General features: G+C 42.2%; 21 protein-coding genes. All 21 read right to left on the bottom strand.

The features are described 5' to 3' along the window. Positions 1–9: 9 nt before the first annotated feature. The 21 genes from rplE to rpoC all read right to left on the bottom strand — a co-directional run bounded on the left by rplE (position 10) and on the right by rpoC (position 16,222). Positions 10–549 (bottom strand): 50S ribosomal protein L5, encoded by a 540-nt coding sequence (gene rplE, locus MHI41_RS00795; protein ID WP_003217159.1) that lies wholly within the window; start codon positions 547–549, stop codon positions 10–12. Between the two features lie 25 nt (positions 550–574). Then, positions 575–886 carry a 50S ribosomal protein L24 gene (rplX, locus tag MHI41_RS00790; RefSeq protein ID WP_007496325.1) on the bottom strand — a complete coding sequence of 104 codons (312 nt, stop codon included), beginning with the start codon at positions 884–886 and terminating at the stop codon, positions 575–577. Between the two features lie 35 nt (positions 887–921). Continuing rightward, positions 922–1,290 (bottom strand): 50S ribosomal protein L14, encoded by a 369-nt coding sequence (gene rplN, locus MHI41_RS00785; protein WP_003216882.1) that lies wholly within the window; start codon positions 1,288–1,290, stop codon positions 922–924. Positions 1,291–1,329: 39 nt separating this feature from the next. After that, positions 1,330–1,593 (bottom strand): 30S ribosomal protein S17, encoded by a 264-nt coding sequence (gene rpsQ / locus MHI41_RS00780; protein WP_003216906.1) that lies wholly within the window; start codon positions 1,591–1,593, stop codon positions 1,330–1,332. A 25-nt stretch (positions 1,594–1,618) separates the two neighbouring features. Continuing rightward, positions 1,619–1,819 carry a 50S ribosomal protein L29 gene (rpmC, locus tag MHI41_RS00775; protein ID WP_003217155.1) on the bottom strand — a complete coding sequence of 67 codons (201 nt, stop codon included), beginning with the start codon at positions 1,817–1,819 and terminating at the stop codon, positions 1,619–1,621. Further along, entirely contained in the window at positions 1,809–2,243 is a 435-nt protein-coding gene (rplP, locus tag MHI41_RS00770; protein ID WP_003225801.1) for a 50S ribosomal protein L16, read from the bottom strand. The genes rpmC and rplP overlap by 11 nt, the downstream gene beginning before the upstream one ends. Position 2,244: 1 nt before the next feature. Further along, on the bottom strand, positions 2,245–2,901 hold the full coding sequence (rpsC, locus tag MHI41_RS00765) for a 30S ribosomal protein S3 (RefSeq protein WP_003217241.1): 657 nt from the start codon (positions 2,899–2,901) through the stop codon (positions 2,245–2,247). Positions 2,902–2,904: 3 nt separating this feature from the next. Then, positions 2,905–3,246: a 50S ribosomal protein L22 gene (gene rplV, locus MHI41_RS00760; protein ID WP_007496316.1), complete on the bottom strand. Its 342-nt coding sequence runs from the start codon at positions 3,244–3,246 to the stop codon at positions 2,905–2,907. Positions 3,247–3,263: 17 nt separating this feature from the next. Then, positions 3,264–3,542, bottom strand: coding sequence for a 30S ribosomal protein S19 (gene rpsS, locus MHI41_RS00755; protein WP_003216920.1), 279 nt, complete (start codon positions 3,540–3,542; stop codon positions 3,264–3,266). 57 nt (positions 3,543–3,599) lie between these two features. After that, a complete protein-coding gene (gene rplB, locus MHI41_RS00750; protein WP_007496314.1) occupies positions 3,600–4,433 on the bottom strand; it encodes a 50S ribosomal protein L2 in 834 nt (277 codons plus the stop codon). A gap of 28 nt (positions 4,434–4,461) precedes the next feature. Beyond that, complete coding sequence (gene rplW / locus MHI41_RS00745) at positions 4,462–4,749, bottom strand: 50S ribosomal protein L23 (protein ID WP_003217016.1); 288 nt, start codon at positions 4,747–4,749, stop codon at positions 4,462–4,464. After that, complete coding sequence (gene rplD, locus MHI41_RS00740) at positions 4,749–5,372, bottom strand: 50S ribosomal protein L4 (protein ID WP_007496312.1); 624 nt, start codon at positions 5,370–5,372, stop codon at positions 4,749–4,751. The genes rplW and rplD overlap by 1 nt, the downstream gene beginning before the upstream one ends. A 27-nt stretch (positions 5,373–5,399) precedes the next feature. After that, entirely contained in the window at positions 5,400–6,029 is a 630-nt protein-coding gene (gene rplC, locus MHI41_RS00735; RefSeq protein WP_007496311.1) for a 50S ribosomal protein L3, read from the bottom strand. A gap of 37 nt (positions 6,030–6,066) precedes the next feature. Continuing rightward, complete coding sequence (rpsJ, locus tag MHI41_RS00730; RefSeq protein WP_003156464.1) at positions 6,067–6,375, bottom strand: 30S ribosomal protein S10; 309 nt, start codon at positions 6,373–6,375, stop codon at positions 6,067–6,069. A gap of 218 nt (positions 6,376–6,593) precedes the next feature. Beyond that, positions 6,594–7,553: an alpha/beta hydrolase gene (locus MHI41_RS00725; protein ID WP_250027105.1), complete on the bottom strand. Its 960-nt coding sequence runs from the start codon at positions 7,551–7,553 to the stop codon at positions 6,594–6,596. Between the two features lie 108 nt (positions 7,554–7,661). After that, positions 7,662–8,852 (bottom strand): elongation factor Tu, encoded by a 1,191-nt coding sequence (tuf, locus tag MHI41_RS00720; RefSeq protein ID WP_007496302.1) that lies wholly within the window; start codon positions 8,850–8,852, stop codon positions 7,662–7,664. Between the two features lie 117 nt (positions 8,853–8,969). Continuing rightward, positions 8,970–11,048: an elongation factor G gene (gene fusA / locus MHI41_RS00715; RefSeq protein ID WP_007496301.1), complete on the bottom strand. Its 2,079-nt coding sequence runs from the start codon at positions 11,046–11,048 to the stop codon at positions 8,970–8,972. A gap of 54 nt (positions 11,049–11,102) precedes the next feature. After that, complete coding sequence (gene rpsG / locus MHI41_RS00710; RefSeq protein WP_003216884.1) at positions 11,103–11,573, bottom strand: 30S ribosomal protein S7; 471 nt, start codon at positions 11,571–11,573, stop codon at positions 11,103–11,105. A gap of 121 nt (positions 11,574–11,694) precedes the next feature. Beyond that, positions 11,695–12,114: a 30S ribosomal protein S12 gene (gene rpsL / locus MHI41_RS00705; RefSeq protein ID WP_003216962.1), complete on the bottom strand. Its 420-nt coding sequence runs from the start codon at positions 12,112–12,114 to the stop codon at positions 11,695–11,697. A 113-nt stretch (positions 12,115–12,227) separates the two neighbouring features. Continuing rightward, positions 12,228–12,476, bottom strand: a complete 249-nt coding sequence (locus MHI41_RS00700) for a 50S ribosomal protein L7ae-like protein (RefSeq protein WP_008345416.1) — start codon at positions 12,474–12,476, stop codon at positions 12,228–12,230. A 146-nt stretch (positions 12,477–12,622) separates the two neighbouring features. Next, a complete protein-coding gene (gene rpoC, locus MHI41_RS00695) occupies positions 12,623–16,222 on the bottom strand; it encodes a DNA-directed RNA polymerase subunit beta' (protein WP_017366455.1) in 3,600 nt (1,199 codons plus the stop codon). Positions 16,223–16,225: the final 3 nt, after the last annotated feature.

The raw sequence follows: 16,225 nt of genomic DNA, 5'->3' as shown, positions 1-16,225 counted from the left end.
TTTCATTGATTATTTCTGGAACGGCATACCTACTTGAGTTAATAACTCACGTGCTTCTTCGTCCGTGTTGGCAGTCGTAACGATAACGATATCCATACCGCGGACTTTTGTTACTTTATCGTAATCAATTTCTGGGAAGATTAACTGTTCTTTAATACCAAGCGTGTAGTTTCCACGACCGTCGAAAGATTTCTTAGAAATCCCGCGGAAGTCACGTACACGTGGTAAAGATACAGAAATAAGTTTATCAAGGAAATCGTACATGCGCTCTCCGCGAAGTGTTACTTTCGCACCGATTGGCATTCCTTCACGTAGACGGAATCCAGCAATAGACTTCTTCGCACGAGTAACGACAGGTTTTTGACCAGCGATAAACGTTAATTCTTCAACAGCAGTATCGATTGCTTTAGCGTTTTGAACGGCGTCACCAACACCCATGTTGATCACGATTTTTTCGATTTTTGGCACTTGCATTACTGATTTGTATTCAAACTTAGAAACTAATGCAGGTGTAATTTCTTTTACATACTTTTCTTTAAGGCGGTTCATGAGAAAGACCTCCCTTCCTTATTTACTATTTATCTAGAACTTGCCCAGATTTTTTCGCTACACGGACTTTCTTTCCGTCCTCAACTTTATATCCAATACGTGTCACTTCACCCGTTTTAGGATCAAGCGGCATTACGTTTGATACGTGGATCGGCGCTTCTTGTTCAGAAATTCCGCCTTGAGGGTTAGCTTGGGTTGGTTTAGAGTGTTTTTTCACAAGGTTAATACCTTCTACTAAAACACGGTCCTTTTTAGGGAAAGCAGCAAGGATGACACCTTGTTTACCTTTATCTTTACCAGAGATAACCACTACTTTATCGCCCTTTTTAACATGCATTTAATCGCACCTCCTTGAGTCGCGGATTGTATTCATTAAAGTACTTCTGGTGCTAAAGAAACAATTTTCATATAGTTATTTTCACGAAGTTCACGTGCTACTGGTCCGAAGATACGAGTTCCACGTGGGCTCTTGTCGTCACGGATGATGACACATGCATTTTCATCAAAACTGATGTAAGATCCATCGTTTCTGCGAGCTCCGCTCTTAGTACGAACGATAACTGCTTTCACAACTTCACCTTTTTTGACAACGCCTCCTGGTGTTGCTTGTTTAACCGTACAAACAATGACATCACCGATGTTAGCCGTTTTACGTCCAGAGCCACCAAGAACTTTAATCGTTAGTACTTCGCGTGCGCCAGAGTTGTCAGCTACTTTTAAACGAGTCTCCTGTTGAATCATTAATGTTACCTCCCTTCGGAAAAAGAAATCCGAACTTTATTAGATAATAACAGCTTCTTCGACAACTTCAACTAGACGAAAGCGTTTAGTCGCAGATAATGGACGAGTTTCCATGACCTTTACGATGTCTCCGATTTTTGCTTGGTTGTTTTCATCATGTGCTTTGAACTTTTTAGAGTATCTTACACGTTTGCCATAAAGTGAATGCTTTTTGTATGTTTCAACTACAACAGTGATGGTTTTATCCATTTTGTCAGAAACAACACGACCTTGATACACTTTACGTTGGTTACGTTCGCTCATGTTTGCGGGGCCTCCCCTCTAATTATTATTTATTAGCAGCGATTTCTCTTTGACGAATCACAGTTTTCATGCGTGCGATTGATTTACGCACTTCACGAATGCGAGCAGTGTTTTCAAGCTGCCCAGTCGCTAATTGGAAACGAAGATTGAAAAGTTCTTCTTTAAGAGACTTTACTTTTTGTTCAATTTCAGCAGTGGTAAGGTCACGAATTTCATTAGCTTTCATTTGATTCACCACCAATTTCTTCACGTTTTACGAACTTCGTTTTAATTGGCAATTTGTGAGATGCAAGACGAAGAGCTTCACGAGCAACTTCTTCAGACACACCAGAAATTTCAAATAAAACTTTGCCCGGTTTTACTACAGCTACCCAGCCTTCTGGAGCACCTTTACCGGAACCCATGCGGACCTCTAGAGGTTTAGCTGTGTATGGCTTAGAAGGGAAAATTTTGATCCAAACTTTACCGCCACGTTTCATGTAACGAGTCATAGCAATACGAGCAGCTTCGATTTGACGGTTAGTGATCCAAGAAGCTTCAAGAGCTTGGATACCGAACTCACCGAAATGTACTTCAGTACCGCCTTTTGCACGACCACGCATTTTTCCACGATGTTCTCTGCGATACTTCACGCGTTTTGGCAATAACATATTATTTTCCTCCTTCCGCAGTATTCTTCTTAGTTGGAAGGACTTCTCCACGATAGATCCATACTTTTACGCCAAGCTTACCATAAGTAGTATCAGCTTCAGCAGTAGCATAGTCGATGTCAGCACGAAGTGTGTGCAATGGAACAGTACCTTCACTGTAATATTCAGAACGAGCAATATCTGCACCGCCAAGACGACCAGAAACCATTGTTTTGATTCCTTGTGCTCCAGCACGCATTGTGCGTTGGATTGTTTGTTTTTGTGCACGACGGAATGAAATACGATTTTCAAGTTGACGAGCGATGTTTTCAGCAACTAGCTGAGCATCAAGATCTGCTCTCTTGATTTCAAGAATGTTGATGTGTACACGTTTGCCAGTTAGGCTGTTAAGAGCTTTACGAAGTGCTTCAACTTCAGATCCGCCTTTACCAATTACCATACCTGGTTTAGCCGTGTGGATTGTGATATTTACGCGGTTTGCAGCACGTTCGATTTCTACTTTAGAAACAGACGCGTCAGACAAACGCTTGCTGATGAATTCACGGATTTTCAAGTCTTCATGTAAGAAGTCAGCGTAATCTTTTCCTGCGAACCATTTAGATTCCCAATCACGAATGACGCCAATACGAAGACCTACTGGATTTACCTTTTGACCCACGGATTATCCCTCCTTCTTTTCTGATACAACGATTGTAATGTGGCTAGTACGTTTGTTAATTGCGCTCGCACGACCCATAGCACGTGGACGGAATCTCTTAAGTGTTGGACCTTCGTCAACGAATGCTTGAGTAATCACTAGGCTGTTAGCGTCCAACTCGTAGTTGTGCTCAGCATTTGCGATAGCAGATTTTAATACTTTTTCAATAATTGGTGAAGCAGCCTTAGGTGTAAGGTTTAAGATAGAAACTGCTTCTCCTACTTGCTTACCTCGGATCAGGTCCATTACTAGACGTGCTTTACGAGGAGCAATACGGACTGTTCTTGCGACAGCTTTAGCTTGCATTTAAAAGCCTCCTCTCATTAGCGTCTTGTTTTTTTATCGTCACTAGCATGACCTTTGTAAGTACGGCTTGGTGCGAATTCGCCCAATTTGTGACCTACCATATCTTCAGAAATGAAAACAGGTACATGTTTGCGTCCGTCATAGACAGCGATTGTGTGACCGATGAATTGTGGGAAAATTGTAGAACGACGAGACCAAGTTTTTACGACTTGCTTTTTGTCAGTTTCATTCAATTTCTCGACTTTAGCCATCAAATGATCATCAACAAATGGTCCTTTTTTTAAGCTGCGAGCCATTGTGGAACCTCCCTTCGTGATTGAACTACGGTCCTAAATGAACCGTAGACAACCCCGTTACTTGTTTTTACGACGACGTACAATGAATTTATCAGACTTGTTGGTTTTCTTACGAGTCTTGAATCCAAGAGTCGGTTTACCCCATGGAGACATTGGTGATTTACGTCCGATTGGAGCGCGTCCTTCACCACCGCCGTGTGGGTGATCGTTAGGGTTCATTACAGAACCACGAACTGTTGGGCGTACGCCTTTCCAGCGAGAACGTCCAGCTTTACCGATGTTGATTAGTTCGTGTTGTTCGTTTCCAACTTGACCGATAGTCGCACGGCAAGCAGAAAGGATCATGCGTACTTCACCAGAGTTCAAACGTACAAGAACGTATTTACCTTCTTTACCTAGAACTTGAGCAGAAGTACCAGCAGAACGAACTAATTGTCCACCTTTACCTGGTTTTAATTCAATGTTATGCACAACTGTACCAACTGGGATGTTGATAAGTGGAAGAGCATTACCTGGTTTGATGTCAGCTTCTGGTCCAGAAGTAACTTCAGTACCAACTTGGATTCCTTTCGGAGCAAGAATGTAACGTTTCTCACCATCTGCATAGTTTACAAGAGCGATGTTCGCTGAACGGTTTGGATCATACTCGATTGTAGCAACGCGTCCAGGTATACCGTCTTTATCACGCTTAAAGTCGATGATACGGTATTGACGTTTGTGACCGCCACCTTGATGACGAACAGTCAATCTACCTTGGTTGTTACGTCCGCCTTTTCTGTGAAGCGGTGCAAGCAACGATTTTTCTGGTTTGTCAGTCGTGATTTCAGCAAAATCTGAAGTAGTCATGCCACGACGACCATTACTGGTTGGTTTATACTTTTTAATCGCCATTTTGAATTTCCCTCCTTCTTTTTAAGATTTACGCTTCAAAAATTTCGATTTCTTTGCTGTCAGCAGTTAATTTCACGATCGCTTTTCTGCGACGGCTAGTCATACCAGTGTAGCGTCCAACGCGTTTTGATTTACCTTTGTAGTTTTGAACGTTGACTTTCTCAACTTTCACTCCAAAGATTTCTTCAACAGCGTCTTTCACTTCTGTCTTGTTAGCTCTGACATCAACTTCGAACGTATACTTCTTCTCTGTCATTAGATCAGCAGAACGTTCAGTAATGATAGGGCGCTTTAGAACATCACGAGGATCTTTCATTATGCAAGTCCCTCCTCTACTTTTTCAACCGCTGCTTTAGTGATCAGAAGTTTGTCGTGGTTGACAACGTCAAGAACGTTGATACCGTTAGCTTCAACAACTGTTACTCCAGGGATGTTACGAGCAGATAAAGCAACTGTTTCGTTTGCATCCGCAGTGACGATCAACGCTTTCTTCTCAACAGATAACCCTTTAAGGATGCCTGCGAATTCTTTCGTTTTCACTGCATCAAGAGTAAGATCTTCAAGAACGATGATGTTGTTGTCGATTACTTTAGAAGACAATACTGACTTGATAGCCAAGCGGCGAACTTTTTTAGGTAATTTATAAGAATAGCTGCGTGGTGTTGGACCGAATACGATACCGCCTCCGCGCCATTGTGGTGAACGGATAGAACCTTGACGAGCACGACCTGTACCCTTCTGTCTCCAAGGTTTACGACCTCCGCCACGTACTTCAGAACGAGTTTTTACTTTGTGAGTTCCTTGACGTAAGGAAGCTCTTTGCATAAGAATAGCATCGAATACTACGCTTTCGTTTGGCTCAATTCCAAACACAGAAGCGTTTAATTCGATTTCACCGTTAGTAGAACCGTTTTGGTTAAATAATGCTACTTTTGGCATGACTTGTTTCCTCCTTTCCTAAGAGAGTTATTTAGTTTTAACTGCACTCTTTACAGTTACTAGAGATTTTTTAGCTCCTGGTACGTTACCTTTGATCAAAAGAAGATTGCGTTCTGCATCAACTTTAACGATCTCAAGATTTTGGACAGTGATTTGCTCTCCGCCCATACGTCCTGGAAGAAGTTTACCTTTGAATACTCGGTTTGGATCAACAGGTCCCATTGAACCAGGACGACGGTGGTAACGTGAACCGTGAGTCATTGGTCCGCGTGATTGTCCGTGGCGTTTGATAGCCCCTTGGAATCCTTTACCTTTTGATGTTCCTGTTACATCTACGATATCTCCATTTGCGAAAATATCAACTTTGACTTCCTGACCAACTTCATACGCATCTAACTCCACACCGCGTAATTCTTTTACGAAGCGCTTAGGAGCAGTTTCCGCTTTAGCAACGTGGCCTTTCTCTGGTTTGTTAGAAAGCTTCTCACGTTTGTCGTCAAAACCGATTTGGATTGCTTCATAGCCATCCGTGTCAGTAGTCTTCTTCTGAAGAACAACGTTAGCAGCAGCCTCAACAACAGTTACAGGGATAAGATCACCGTTTTCTGCGAATACTTGCGTCATACCAATTTTTCTACCTAAGATTCCTTTGGTCATTCGTCACACCTCCTATAATATGTGTTTTCTATTTGAATTAAAGTTTGATTTCGATATCTACACCGGATGGTAAATCTAAACGCATAAGTGCATCAACTGTTTGCGGAGTTGGATTCACGATGTCGATTAGACGTTTGTGAGTACGCATCTCGAATTGCTCACGAGAATCTTTGTACTTATGCACCGCACGAAGGATTGTGTAAACTGATTTTTCAGTTGGAAGCGGAATTGGACCAGATACACTAGCACCAGAACGCTTAGCCGTTTCAACAATCTTCTCAGCAGATTGATCAAGAATTCTATGATCATATGCTTTTAAACGAATACGAATTTTTTGTTTTGCCATTATTTTCCCTCCTTTTCGCCTACTTACGTTAGACAGTTCTCCGTGAGAAAAACCTGATCACCTTGCCATGGCAAAGCGGCCGGGTGTGTCAGCAACCTCTCACTTCATCGCAGTCAAAGACCAACATGCACTATTGTACCAAATTGGCCTGCGTGTTGCAATAATAAATCGGATAAATTTATGATTTGCACACTTTTCATATTATACAGGGGTTCAGCCTATAAATCAAGCTTTCCCTGAAGATGATGTGTAGCTGTCTTCCTGACGATACGAATAAATTCTTCTGGCTCTTCAATATGCGGAGAATGCGCAGATTCTTTAAAAGTAAACCACTCTTTTATTGGTGCTGTAAGTTGATCAACATATGGTTTTGATACAGCAGCTGGTGTAATCATGTCATGTTCCCCGATGATAAAGTAGCAGGGTATTAATATAGAAGAAACTCGGTATTGAATGCTTTCGTTCATCAGCTCGTCCCACAGCAATTCCTGGCTATACTTCTGTCCCATAAGGAATTTCCACTTATCTTTTAGCTGATAATGCTTACTAACGAGAAATGCATACAGCATTTGAAAAATGGGCTTCCACCTATGCGTGAGCCCTACTTTTGCGAACTCTTTATATAGTGAGAATAAAGCATGAGCAGAGGTGCGTTTCCAAGGGGGTGGTGTCAGCAATCTTAGACATCTAGTGAAGAAGTGCTTGCCTTGATATTTTTTTAGAAGAAGTTCGTACGATACAATATCCTCTTTTAATACATCAACCACCTGACTAATTCCATAATAGGCATGATACAAATCTGGGCGTTTATGTACAGCTTGTATGGCGATTAATGATCCCCATGAATAACCTGCAATGTATATTTTCGCTTGATCAGTATAGGAAAGTAGTTTTTCTGTAAGCTCAATCGTATCCTCTACGAATTGCCCAATGGTCATAGAAGACTCAGGAATGTTTTTTTGATAAGACAGTCCTGCACCGCGCTGGTCCCAATGGACAACAGTGAAGTCTTGATCAAGTTCCTTATGAAAGGAATCTATATAACTCATTTGAGCTGAGCCTGGGCCACCGTGTAAAAATAATAAAACAGGTTTTGTTTTTTCCGCTTGATCTTTTTTTATCATAATCCATTGATCAAGCCCGCCAATCAGCCATTTTTTCAACATTGTCTTCGCCATTCCAGTGATCCTCTCGGTTCCATTTAGATTCTATAGCTTATAGTAGCCGTTATGCACTGGAAAAGCAAAAAAAGAGACCCTTTTGCAAGGAGTCTCTTTTAACAGTTATTACTTAATGATAGTAGAAACGACACCAGAACCTACAGTACGTCCACCCTCACGGATAGAGAAACGAGTTCCTTCTTCGATAGCGATAGTAGAGATAAGTTCAACTTCCATCTCAGTGTTATCGCCAGGCATTACCATTTCAGTACCTTCTGGAAGATGTACGATACCAGTTACGTCAGTTGTACGGAAGTAGAACTGCGGACGGTAGTTAGTGAAGAATGGAGTATGACGTCCACCCTCTTCTTTAGAAAGTACATAAACTTCAGCTTTGAAACGGCTATGTGGAGTGATTGTACCTGGTTTAGCAAGTACTTGACCACGTTGGATATCTTCACGAGATACACCACGAAGTAGTGCACCGATGTTGTCACCAGCTTCAGCATAGTCAAGAAGTTTACGGAACATTTCAACACCTGTAACAGTTGTTTTACCGTTTTCTTCTTGAAGACCGATGATTTCAACTTCATCACCGACTTTAACTTGTCCACGCTCAACACGACCAGTAGCAACTGTTCCACGACCAGTGATTGAGAATACGTCCTCAACTGGCATCATGAATGGCTTCTCAGTGTCACGCTCTGGAGTTGGGATGTACTCATCAACCGCATCCATAAGTTCGAAGATTTTTGCTTCGTAATCAGCATCACCTTCAAGAGCTTTAAGAGCAGAACCTTTGATAACTGGTACATCGTCACCAGGGAAGTCATAGTCAGAAAGAAGGTCACGAACTTCCATTTCAACAAGTTCAAGTAACTCTTCATCGTCAACCATGTCACATTTGTTAAGGAATACTACGATGTAAGGAACACCTACGTTACGAGAAAGTAGGATGTGCTCACGTGTTTGTGGCATTGGACCATCAGCAGCAGATACTACTAAGATCGCGCCGTCCATTTGAGCAGCACCAGTGATCATGTTTTTAACATAGTCAGCGTGTCCTGGGCAGTCTACGTGTGCATAGTGACGAGTTTCAGTTTCATACTCAACGTGTGCAGTTGAGATTGTGATTCCACGCTCGCGCTCTTCTGGAGCACCATCGATTTGGTCATAAGCCATAGCTGTACCTTTACCAGATTTCTTATGAAGAACTGTTGAGATAGCAGCAGTTAGAGTTGTTTTACCATGGTCAACGTGTCCAATTGTACCAATGTTAGCATGCGATTTGGAACGGTCGAATTTTTCTTTAGCCATTCTAAAAATCCTCCTTAAAGGTTCATTGTATTTGGTATGAGTGATAGAAAGTGAAGAGTTACCTCCCACTTTCTGATCTTCAATAGTAGTTATACTTTAGTTTAAAGGCAAAATCAATTATTCACCTTTATTTTTTTTGATGATTTCTTCACTGATGCTCTTAGGCACTTCTTCGTAGTGATCCATGTGCATAGTGAAAGTACCGCGTCCTTGTGTGTTAGAACGGAGTGCAGTTGCATATCCGAACATTTCAGAAAGTGGAACCATAGCGCGAACAACTTGAGCGTTACCGCGAGCTTCCATACCTTCTACACGTCCACGACGAGATGTGATATCACCCATGATGTCTCCCATGTATTCTTCTGGGATAACGACTTCTACTTTCATCATTGGCTCAAGTAGAACTGGGTTACATTTGCTGACAGCATTTTTCAATGCCATAGATGCAGCAATTTTAAACGCCATTTCGTTAGAGTCAACATCGTGGTAAGATCCATCGAATAATTTTGCTTTGATGTCGATTAATGGGAATCCAGCTAATACACCATTTTCTAGTGAATCTTCAAGACCTGCTTGAATTGCTGGAATGTATTCACGTGGAACAACCCCACCGACGATTGCATTTGTGAATTCGAAGCCTGCGCCTTCTTCGTTTGGTTCGAATTCGATCCAAACGTGTCCGAACTGACCGCGTCCACCAGACTGACGTACGAATTTACCTTCAACTTTTGCACTAGAACGGAATGTTTCACGGTACGCAACTTGAGGAGCTCCTACGTTAGCTTCAACCTTGAACTCACGCTTCATACGGTCAACAATGATATCAAGGTGAAGCTCACCCATACCAGAGATGATCGTTTGACCAGTTTCAGTGTTTGTTTGTGTACGGAATGTTGGATCCTCTTCAGCTAGTTTAGCTAAAGCGATACCCATTTTATCTTGGTCAGCCTTAGATTTAGGCTCGATTGCTACATCGATAACTGGCTCTGGGAATTCCATAGACTCAAGGATAACAAGATTTTTCTCGTCACAAAGAGTATCACCAGTAGATGTATCTTTAAGACCAACAGCTGCTGCGATATCCCCTGCATATACAGTAGAGATTTCCTCACGGCTGTTTGCGTGCATTTGAAGGATACGTCCAACACGTTCACGCTTGTTCTTAGAAGAGTTCTTCACGTAAGAACCAGAATCAAGTGTTCCAGAGTATACGCGGAAGAAAGTTAGTTTCCCAACATAAGGGTCAGTCATAACTTTAAATGCAAGAGCTGCGAATGGTGCGTCATCAGTAGACTCACGTACAACCTCTTCATTTGTATCTGGCAATGTACCTTTGATTGCAGCAACATCAGTTGGTGCAGGAAGGTAGTCAAGCACAGCGTCAAGTACAAGCTGAACACCTTTGTTTTTGAAAGCAGATCCAACAAGAACTGGGTAGAATTCAACATTCAAAGTTCCTTTACGGATTGCAGCTTTCAATTCAGGAATTGTGATTTCTTCACCCTCAAGGTATTTTTCCATAAGCTCTTCATCAAGCTCAGCGACAGCTTCAATTAAGCTGCTGCGAAGCTCTTCAGCTTTGTCTTTATACTCAGCAGGGATTTCTTGTGCATCAGAGCGAGTTCCAAGGTCATCTTCGTAGAAGTATGCTACGTTTTCTACAAGGTCGATGATTCCTTCGAATTGATCTTCAGCGCCGATCGGCAATTGAATTGCATGAGCGTTCGCTTGAAGACGATCTCTTAATGTGCTTACAGAGTAAAGGAAGTCCGCACCGGTTTTATCCATTTTGTTAACGAATACGATACGAGGTACTCCGTAAGTTGTTGCTTGGCGCCAAACTGTTTCAGTTTGAGGCTCTACACCTGATTGTGCATCAAGAACAGCAACCGCACCATCAAGTACACGCAAAGAACGTTCAACTTCAACAGTGAAGTCTACGTGTCCTGGTGTATCAATGATGTTTACACGGTAACCTTTCCATTGTGCTGTAGTAGCAGCAGAAGTGATTGTAATACCACGTTCTTGCTCCTGCTCCATCCAGTCCATTTGTGAAGCTCCTTCGTGAGTTTCACCAATTTTATGGATACGACCAGTGTAGTACAAGATACGCTCAGTCGTTGTCGTTTTACCAGCATCGATGTGAGCCATGATACCAATATTACGAGTTTTGTCTAAGGAGAACTCTCTTGCCATTGGGTAATTTCTCCTTCCTTATTAGGGAATAGTTTTTTTAGTTTGGTATAAATCCTACCAGCGGTAGTGAGCGAATGCTTTGTTCGCTTCTGCCATTTTGTGTGTATCTTCACGTTTCTTAACAGCAGCACCAGTGTTGTTAGCTGCGTCAAGGATTTCGTTAGCAAGACGCTCTTCCATCGTTTTTTCTCCACGAAGACGAGCATAGTTTACTAACCAGCGAAGACCTAAAGTCGTACGACGGTCTGGGCGAACTTCTACAGGAACTTGGTAGTTAGCTCCACCTACACGACGTGCTTTAACTTCAAGAACTGGCATGATGTTTTTCAAGGCTTGTTCGAAAACCTCCATCGCTTCATTACCAGTACGTTCTTTGATGATATCAAATGACTTGTAGAGAATAGTTTGTGACTTTCCTCTTTTACCGTCGATCATCATTTTGTTGATCAAACGAGATACAAGTTTAGAATTGTAAATTGGATCTGGCAAAACGTCTCTTTTTGCTACAGGACCTTTACGTGGCATCTGAATAGCCTCCCTTCTCTTTTAAAAGGATTTCTATCTGTCTTTCATCTCAATTTCATTGTCAGCTGCCTGACTCCACTGATCTGAACTCAACTTCTAAAAACCCTTATGTTTGTTTATATTATTTGCTTTGTTTAGGGCGTTTTGTTCCGTATTTAGAACGTCCTTGCATACGACCGTCAACTCCGGCAGTATCAAGCGCACCACGAACGATGTGGTAACGTACACCCGGTAAGTCTTTTACACGTCCGCCACGGATAAGTACTACACTGTGCTCTTGTAGGTTATGTCCGATACCAGGAATGTAAGCTGTTACCTCAATCAGGTTAGACAAACGTACACGAGCATATTTACGTAGTGCTGAGTTTGGTTTTTTCGGTGTCATTGTACCGACACGAGTACAAACCCCGCGCTTCTGTGGAGATGTTACGTTAGTGTGCTCTTTTTTGAAACTGTTGTATCCTTTGTTAAGTGCAGGAGACTTTGAGTTTTCAACTTTACTCACGCGTCCTTTGCGTATTAGCTGATTAATTGTAGGCATGTTGTTATTCCTCCCTTCATTACTTTTTTTATAACCCACATACCCAGGTGGTTCATCAAAAGGCAAAAAACAATGCTTTTGCATTTTAAGCATGCAAAAACAAAACAAGTACGCTATAACATAATGGCAACAGCTGCTGCCCCAACTTCAATTCCGCAGGCCTTGCCGAGCTTTTTCATGGAATCTACCACTAAAATGTCTACACCCTTCTCTTGCGCTAGTTTCATTACACTAGCGGTTAAAGCAGGATCAGCATCTTTCGCTACGACGATTTCCTTCACTGAATCTCGTTTCAGAGCTTTTACTGTTTGCTTCGTACCAATAATAATGGATTGAGCCTGTGATACTTTATCATAAGACATCGAATATCCTCCAAAGTAACAGGTTTTATTTTGAGCACCTTGGTTATATTATCATCATGGCAGAAGGATGTCAATATCGTTTGACAGATTATCTTGACATCCTTCACCATTTTCTGATGATTTTTATAGAAATCTTAAGAGAAAGATTACTCTACAGGAACCATATCGTCAGACGGCTGCACTTGTGAAACCGGCTTAACTTTACGGTAGTTTGGCATTCCAGTTCCAGCAGGAACAAGTTTACCGATGATGACATTCTCTTTCAAGCCAAGCAGTTCATCACGTTTTCCTTTGATCGCCGCATCTGTTAGGACACGAGTCGTTTCTTGGAAGGATGCTGCAGACAAGAACGAGTCTGTTTCAAGCGATGCTTTTGTAATACCAAGAAGAACTGGACGGCCCGTTGCAGGACGTTTGCCTTCGAATAGTACTTTTTTGTTCGCTTCTGTGAATTGGTGTACATCAAGAAGTGTGCCTGGTAATACATCTGTATCCCCTGCATCAGCGACACGCACTTTACGAAGCATTTGGCGAACCATTACTTCTACGTGCTTATCTCCGATTTCTACCCCTTGCATACGGTATACTTTTTGTACTTCATGAAGCAGATATTCTTGAACAGCTGTCATATCAGTCACTTTAAGAAGTTCTTTCGGATCGATTGAACCTTCTGTCAGTACTTGACCACGAGTGACTTTGTCACCTTCAACAACTTTCAGACGTGCATTGTAAGGAGCTGTGTAAGAGCGAGTTTCAACTTCGCCTTGAACCACAATTTCCTGCTGCTTGTCACGAACATCGTTAATTTCAGCAACGACACCATCAATTTCAGAAATGGTTGCCTGCCCTTTCGGATTACGCGCTTCAAATAACTCTTGGATACGAGGTAAACCTTGAGTGATATCGTCTCCTGCTACCCCACCGGTGTGGAACGTACGCATTGTAAGCTGTGTTCCTGGCTCACCGATCGATTGTGCAGCGATGATTCCAACTGCTTCACCGACTTCAACGTCAGTACCAGTTGCAAGGTTACGGCCGTAGCATCGTTTACATACACCATGAGGCGTGTTACATGTAAATGCAGAACGGATCCATACTTCCTCGATTCCTGCTTCAACCACTTCAAGTGCTTTATCTTCATCAATTAGTTCGTTTTCGCCAACAATGACTTCGCCCGTTTCAGGATGAATAATTGGTTTTCTTGCAAAACGTCCGATAAGACGTTCTTCAAGTTTCTCAATAATTTCATTTCCTTCTTTAATGGACTTCGCCAAGATTCCACGGTCTGTACCGCAATCTGTTTCACGGATGATAACATCCTGTGCAACGTCAACGAGACGACGCGTGAGGTAACCTGAGTCAGCTGTTTTAAGAGCTGTATCGGCAAGACCTTTACGCGCTCCGTGAGTGGAAATAAAGTATTCCAATACTGTTAAACCTTCACGGAAACTAGATTTAATCGGAAGTTCAATGATACGTCCAGCCGGGTTGGCCATCAGACCACGCATACCAGCCAGCTGAGTGAAGTTAGATGCGTTACCACGCGCTCCAGAGTCACTCATCATGTAGATTGGGTTGACTTCATCAAGGGACTTCATCAGTTTACCTTGGATGACATCTTTAGAAGAACTCCAGATTGAAATGACTCTCTCATAACGCTCTTCTTCTGTAATCAAACCACGTCTGAATTGCTTCATGACGTTATCTACTTTTGCTTGTGCTTCTTCAAGGATTTTTTGTTTATCGTCTAGTACCACGATATCAGATACACCAACCGTAATACCGGCTTTAGTAGAATATCTGAAACCAAGATTTTTCATGCGGTCAAGCATTTTAGATGTTTCAGTGATATGGAATCTCTTAAAGATTTCAGCAATGATTTTACCTAAAATACCTTTTTTGAACGGCGCATTGATTTCTTGTTTCTCGATCGCAGCTTTGACATCCTCACCTTTTTCAAGGAAGAAACGATCAGGCGTTTTTTCTTCAATATTGCTCTTAGTCGGTTCATTCATGTATGGGAATGATTCCGGTAAGATTTCGTTAAAGATCAATTTTCCAACTGTTGTAATCAACAATTTAGAACGCTGTTCATCAGTGAATGTAACGTTCTTCAACGAGCTAGCTGCAACAGCTACACGTGTATGAAGATGTACATACCCATTTTGATAAGCAAGAAGGGCTTCATCCGTATCTTTGAAGACCATACCTTCTCCGATAGCACCTTTACGCTCAAGTGTAAGGTAATAGTTACCAAGCACCATATCCTGAGATGGCGTAACAACAGGTTTTCCATCTTTCGGGTTCAAAATGTTTTGAGCAGCAAGCATTAAGATACGAGCTTCAGCTTGAGCTTCAGCAGATAATGGTACGTGAACCGCCATTTGGTCACCATCAAAGTCAGCGTTGTAGGCAGTACATACAAGTGGATGCAGACGAATTGCGCGTCCTTCCACAAGTGTAGGTTCAAACGCTTGAATACCAAGTCTGTGAAGAGTTGGTGCACGGTTTAGTAAAACTGGATGCTCACGAATTACTGATTCTAAAACATCCCAAACTTCCGGCTGCACACGCTCAATCTTACGTTTCGCGCTCTTAATGTTGTGAGCTAATCCTTTTTCAACAAGCTCCTTCATCACGAATGGTTTGAATAGTTCAAGAGCCATTTCTTTCGGAAGTCCACACTGATACATTTTCAAATGTGGTCCAACGACGATAACGGAACGTCCAGAATAGTCAACACGTTTACCAAGCAAGTTTTGACGGAAACGTCCTTGTTTCCCTTTCAGCATGTGAGAAAGAGATTTCAATGGTCTATTTCCTGGTCCTGTTACTGGTCGGCCTCTACGTCCATTATCAATCAAGGCATCGACAGCTTCTTGAAGCATACGCTTCTCGTTCTGTACGATGATGCTTGGCGCGCCAAGATCTAATAAACGTTTCAGACGATTGTTACGGTTGATGACACGACGATAAAGATCGTTCAAGTCAGAAGTAGCAAAACGTCCGCCATCAAGCTGAACCATTGGACGTAATTCTGGTGGAATAACCGGAAGCACATCAAGGATCATCCAAGACGGTTTGTTTCCTGAGTTACGGAAAGCTTCCAACACTTCAAGGCGTTTGATCGCACGTGTACGACGCTGTCCTTGAGCTGTTTTTAGCTCTTCTTTGAGTGTATCTACTTCTTTCACAAGATCGATATCTTGAAGAAGTTTGTTAATTGCTTCTGCACCCATAGCTGCTTGGAAGGTGTTACCGTATTTATCTAAATAAGCACGGAATTCTTTCTCAGAAAGAAGTTGTTTCTTCTCAAGCGGTGTGTTGCCCGGATCAGTCACGACGTAAGAAGCGAAGTAAATCACTTCTTCTAACGCACGTGGTGACATATCTAGAACAAGACCCATACGGCTTGGGATACCTTTGAAATACCAAATGTGGGAAACTGGGGCAGCCAGTTCGATATGCCCCATTCTCTCACGACGGACTTTTGCCCGTGTTACTTCTACACCACAACGGTCACATACAACACCCTTATAACGAACGCGTTTATACTTTCCACAATGACATTCCCAGTCTTTTTGCGGTCCGAAGATACGTTCACAAAAGAGACCATCTTTTTCCGGTTTCAGTGTACGATAGTTAATCGTTTCAGGCTTTTTCACTTCACCAAAAGACCAAGAACGGATTTTATCAGGTGATGCGAGACCGATGTTCATATACTCAAAATTGTTCACATCTAGCAAGGG

The sequence above is a fragment of the Bacillus sp. FSL M7-0307 genome, from assembly GCF_038627835.1.
Classification (GTDB): domain Bacteria; phylum Bacillota; class Bacilli; order Bacillales; family Bacillaceae; genus Bacillus; species Bacillus altitudinis.
Note: the sequence above shows the minus strand (reverse complement) of the source record. Positions and strands in the feature narration are given on the sequence as shown.